At 56.6% G+C, this 5,182-nt stretch carries 6 protein-coding genes and 1 pseudogene; 6 read left to right on the forward strand and 1 reads right to left on the reverse strand.

Features of this window, described 5'->3' with window-relative positions; all coding sequences use genetic code 11:
• The 6 genes and pseudogenes from KDH83_RS29315 to KDH83_RS29340 all read left to right on the forward strand — a co-directional run.
• Window positions 1-284 (forward strand): hypothetical protein (locus KDH83_RS29315; RefSeq protein ID WP_212322278.1); only part of this gene is annotated, 284 nt, incomplete at its 5' end.
• Between the two features lie 47 nt (window positions 285-331).
• A complete protein-coding gene (locus KDH83_RS29320; protein ID WP_212322280.1) occupies window positions 332-994 on the forward strand; it encodes a hypothetical protein in 663 nt (220 codons plus the stop codon).
• A 715-nt stretch (window positions 995-1,709) separates the two neighbouring features.
• A pseudogene (locus KDH83_RS29325) lies at window positions 1,710-2,033 on the forward strand (integrase core domain-containing protein); the annotation flags it as partial.
• 64 nt (window positions 2,034-2,097) lie between these two features.
• Entirely contained in the window at window positions 2,098-2,358 is a 261-nt protein-coding gene (locus tag KDH83_RS29330) for a hypothetical protein (RefSeq protein WP_212322282.1), read from the forward strand.
• Complete coding sequence (locus KDH83_RS29335; protein ID WP_212322283.1) at window positions 2,339-2,599, forward strand: hypothetical protein; 261 nt, start codon at window positions 2,339-2,341, stop codon at window positions 2,597-2,599. The genes KDH83_RS29330 and KDH83_RS29335 overlap by 20 nt, the downstream gene beginning before the upstream one ends.
• Window positions 2,600-2,740: 141 nt before the next feature.
• Window positions 2,741-3,061 carry a hypothetical protein gene (locus tag KDH83_RS29340; RefSeq protein ID WP_212322284.1) on the forward strand — a complete coding sequence of 107 codons (321 nt, stop codon included), beginning with the start codon at window positions 2,741-2,743 and terminating at the stop codon, window positions 3,059-3,061.
• A gap of 543 nt (window positions 3,062-3,604) precedes the next feature.
• Here KDH83_RS29340 and KDH83_RS29345 read toward each other — a convergent pair.
• Complete coding sequence (locus KDH83_RS29345; protein ID WP_212322285.1) at window positions 3,605-5,065, reverse strand: NAD-dependent succinate-semialdehyde dehydrogenase; 1,461 nt, start codon at window positions 5,063-5,065, stop codon at window positions 3,605-3,607.
• Window positions 5,066-5,182: the final 117 nt, after the last annotated feature.

Consider the following 5,182-nt stretch of genomic DNA (forward strand, 5'->3'; position numbering starts at 1 on the left):
AATTGGATGGTATTAATTTTGTAAAATTTGACGGTATTGAAAAGGCCGCTGATGGTTCCACAATTTTGCTTATTGACGCTAAAACAAAATTGGCGATTTGGAATCAAGCAGCGCAAGAGTCGGTGTTGAAGACCTTGGACCGGGTTCGGTCTGCTGTGCAGCAAAATCCCGGATACAAAGTTGTTTATGAGTTTCCAAATGCCAAGGTTGAGGCTCAGGCAAGTAATTTCATACGTAGAAATTCTCTTGGTGATATTGTCACGACTCGGGTGAGGGCTCCATGAGTGCTGCGGATATTGAACTATGGTTTTATGCTAGGCCGAATAGAAGCTTGAGCATAGAGCAGCGACATGCCAGGGTCATGGATGGCATGTCTAGATTTGGAATCCCTTTGGGTTTCAAAGGTCTTGATCTGCCTATCGCTCCGGACTGTGGTGACGGAACGATTGCGACATATGGAGTCAAGTTTTCAATTAAAGGGCTAAAATTTGTCGGCGATTATCGGTATCGTGGCGAAAGGTACTTATACGATGATCGTGGTTATATGGATGAGCATGTGCGCTATGGTTTTAAGGTTTCCAATAGAGAAATTAATTATTCTTATGTTATAAATAATCAAGTTCCGCAAGTGGTTGAGGCTTTTGAGCCGTATCGCACTTGTGTGTACTATGATTCATACGCTTTTAAATATCAGGGAAGATCGTTTGAAGATAATCCGACTTACTTTAATCTGCACGAGAATAAGTCTATAGATGTTGATGGGCGAAATAACATATACACGCTGCATCCTGCTCAGTTTTGGGATGCAGAGCTTTGTGAGCGTGCTCTAGGCTATGGGCCAGATGAAGTAATCGCGCGGTTGCAGGGTAAGGTGCAAGACGTGCGGCGGCTGACGAACGGCGTGTATCTGGTGCTCAATGATGATCCGAAGCTGACTTATGAAGATTTTGTGAAGATGAATGAGCAGATCAAGCCAATATTGGGTGTGATTTAGTCGGTTCTGAATATTCCTGCTGAGTGGGGAAATCGTAAATCCTGGCGCAGGCCAGATAAAGTTGGGATGCATCAAACTGACGCTGGCCAGTGTTGCACATCAAAAGGTCTGGCTTGCAATTCAGTAGTTCGATCGAAGGCGTCGGTGCAGTCCTTCATTTGGCAATCAGTCGCTATATATGACCGGATCGTTCTAAGAAGTGCATTCCCATGGAATGTACATTGGTGGAGCCTTGCAGAACATTCAGGGCATGGCTGATCAGTACTTTGACTTGGTCGAGGCCGCGGAGTACTGTCACAACAATGTGCCCGCTGATGCGCATGCGTATTTTGTTGTAGGGCGAGGGCAGCGGCAACGCTGATGTATACGCTCGAGACCAAGCATTGTCTGGATTTTGCGATGCGCCGTATGAGGCGTATGCGGCCACCGATGCTATTGCTGCGATTCGCCTAGCTGCGAGGAGTGAACCGCAGGGCCAGAGGTCTAGAAACCAGAACTTTCTTCGCACGGTGGAAGGGGCGTACGAGCGGCCCCCTAGGAGTGTTGTGGAACTAATAAGTCGGTGGGCCTATCGCTCGAATCCCTGACGGCGAGCAACCTCCTTCGCGCGTCACAGGCTAGCCGTTTTTAGCCCGACGTAAAGGGCCGCAGTTTTCGGCTAACCGGTGACAACGTGGTTCAGGCGCTCGAGCGAGTCGCCAGAAGGGTTGCTTTGCCGGCCAGTATCACCGTCGACCATGGAACAGAATTCACGTCCAAAGCACTGGATTTCTGGGCTTGGGAGAACAAAGTGTTGCTGGACTTCACTCGGCCGGGCAAACCCACAGATAACGGTCTTTGCGAGTCGTTTAACGGCCGGCTACGGGATGAGTGCCTGAACGCGCATGAATTCCTATCGCTTGAGTATGCGAAGACGGTCATTGAAGCATGGCGTGCTGATTACAATGACCATCGACCCCATGGCTCGCTCGGTATGCTGACCCCGAGTGAATACGCCAAAACACAGCAGGTCAGCCTGCCTGAGTCGACCGAATTCTAGTTTTCTAATGCTGCGAAACGGTGGTGACGTCAAGTCTGGCCATGCCCCTGCGCTAGAAAGAACGATGCCTGATGGAACCACGAGGCTGGTTAAGTTCGATGGTGTGGATGGCAACGTTTTAGTTGATCGAAAAATTTCGGTTTTAATGACGAGCAAGTCGAAGGATCAGGCACTTAGACAGTCTGAGGTGTTAGATCAGAATGGTTTAACTGCACGCTGGGAAGTATCTACCCAGGCTCAGGAAAATAGAGCTCAGAAAATGTTTGATGAACTGGGTGTTAAAAATATTTCAGTGAAGATGATTCGTGAGCCAGGAAATCAATAAGCATGTTGCTCGAGCCATTGTTGAATTGGCTGTATTTCTTGAGTTTGCGGGAGAGGATGCGTTAAATCCGGATGCTGCAATACAGGGGCTTGAGCAATTAGCCTCGACCTTGCAAAAGATGGATTTAGAATCCAAATCTTCTTTGTGCTCGCAGTTTGAAAGCATCGCGATAGAGTATTCAGGTGAGCAGGCAGAGTTTGTGGAAAGCCTAGGCGAAGCACTGGGGTTGACTGAGGGGTAGTTGCTTCTTTGATTACGTAGTGTGTGTTGAGATGATATTCACCTGACACCCGCCCCAAAGCTGTGTTGTTCACGCAAACTAGGCGACCACGTTCTCCGACAATCAGATTGCTGAGTTCCGCCAGCTTCAAACAGTTGCATTATGCTGGCGACCCCCGTCAACCTGTCTGTGTGCGCAGACCTGAGTAATTTGGTATTGCTGACCCAAAGCGACAACTTGGTGATGACGGGCTTGCTCGCCGGCACGGCCGGCTTGGCGGCCTATAACACCTACGATGCCGTGCAGGCGATGCGCGCCGCCACGGACCCCAATGGCACCAAGGATATGGGCGCGGTCGGCATCAAGCGGAACCCGGTACCGGCGTCGCTAGATCGGAATGCCGTGGGGGCAGTGAACAATGCTGCGCGGTTGGAGTTGGAGAACAACGCGGCAGGATTGATGATGCCGGCCATGCAAGGTTAGGCTACGGCCGCAGCTTTGCCGGGCGGCGGGATGCAATCCAATGCCAGTCAGATTGACCAAGGAGCGAACTAACGAGTAGATAGAGGTGCGCCGCAATCTGGTCGCATCGCTAGTCGCTGGTGCTCGCACCGTCCTTGGTGCAGACGGGCTAGCCACGATGACGAATGCTGCCTTGGCTGAGTTGGACAACAACACGTTGAATCCGAGACGGCACTTGGACACCATCGAGGCGCTGGCCTGGATTGACGAGTTTGAACCGCCCCGGTTTTCGCCTCAACGCGGTCAACTGTCAGGTGAATACTTGTCTCAATACAGACAGCATCATGGGCGGCATAGTCGGCATGATGGCGGGGTTGGAGAGGCACAGGCTTCTCCCGCCATGATCGGGGCATTCATCGCACTTGCCCGCCCATGAAAATGCGCCGCCAGCAAGACACACGGGAATCCTCCCACATGCCTTGCCGACGGCGCTGTCGCGTTCGTAAACGTCCGAAACGCGGAAAGCCATTCGCCCCGAAGCGCCATGCGCTCCAGGGCCGAGCCTTAACCCAGATCCAGGCAGAGGTACTTGATCTCCAGGTATTCGTCGATCCCGTACTTCGAGCCTTCGCGGCCCAGGCCGGATTGCTTGACGCCGCCGAACGGGCCGACTTCGTTGGAGATCAGACCCGTGTTGATGCCGACGATGCCGTATTCCAGCGCTTCGGACACGCGCCAGACGCGGGCGTAGTCGCGCGTGAAGAAGTAGGCGGCCAGGCCGAAGATGGTGTCGTTGGCCTGTTCGATGACTTCCTGCTCGGTCTCGAAGCGGAACAGCGGCGCGACCGGGCCGAAGGTTTCCTCGGTGGCGAAGCGCATGGCCTTGGTCACGTCGCGGACCACGGTGGGCTCGAAGAAGGTGCCACCCAGCGCGTGGTGCTTGCCGCCGGCGATGACCTTGGCGCCGTGCGCGGTGGCGTCGGCGATGTGCTCCTGCACCTTCTCGACGGCGTTGGCGTCGATCAGCGGACCTTGCGTCACGCCGTCGCCGAAGCCGTCGCCGACCTTCATGGCCTCGACCTTGGCGACCAGGCGCTTGGTCACTTCCTCGTACACGCCGGCCTGGATGTAGATGCGGTTGGCGCAGACGCAGGTCTGGCCGGCGTTGCGGAACTTGGAGGCCAGGATGCCGTCCACGGCGCGGTCCAGGTCGGCGTCGTCGAACACGATGAAGGGCGCGTTGCCACCCAGTTCCAGCGACAGCTTCTTGATGGTGGGCGCGCATTGCTCCATCAGCGTGCGGCCGACTTCGGTCGAGCCGGTGAAGCTCAGCTTGCGCACCGCGTCGCTTTCGCACAGGGCCGCGCCGATCTCGCGCGAGCTGCCGGTGACGACGTGGAACACGCCGGCCGGCACGCCGGCTTCCTCGGCCAGCACGGCCAGCGCCAGCGCGGTCAGCGGGGTCTGCTGGGCGGGCTTGAGCACCATGGTGCAGCCGGCGGCCAGCGCCGGGCCGGCCTTGCGCGTGATCATGGCGGCCGGGAAGTTCCACGGCGTGATGGCGGCGGTGACGCCGATGGGTTGCTTGAGGGCCAGCAGGCGCTGGCCGGCCTTGGGGCTTTGCAGCACGTCGCCGTCGATGCGCTTGGCTTCCTCGGCGAACCATTCCAGGAACGAGGCGGCGTAGGCGATTTCGCCGGCGGCCTCGGTCACGGGCTTGCCCTGTTCCGAGGTCATGATGGCGGCCAGATCCTTCTGGTGCTGCATCATCAGCTGCGACCACTTCAGCAGAATGGCGGCGCGTTCCTTGCCGGTCTTGGCGCTCCAGGCGGGCAGGGCGGCCTCGGCACTGGCGATGGCGGCCTCGGTTTCCTTGCGGCCGAACTTGGGCACGGACACGATGGTCTTGCCGGTGGACGGGTTGCTCACGGGAATGGACGGGCCATTGCCGGCGCCCACCCACTTGCCGCCGATGTAGCAGGCGTCGCGCAGCAGGTCGGGGCGGGTCAGATTGATTTGGGTCATGCTGTCAGTCTCCTAGAGGGGTTGGGCCAGGGTTGGGCCCCCCCCCGAAGCCCCGCGCGCTTCCCCCCCCACGGGGCAGGCTGGCGGACCCGCGGGGGCCGGTCCCCCGCCTCCCCG

The organism is Achromobacter sp. Marseille-Q0513, assembly GCF_018195695.1.
Classification (GTDB): domain Bacteria; phylum Pseudomonadota; class Gammaproteobacteria; order Burkholderiales; family Burkholderiaceae_B; genus Achromobacter.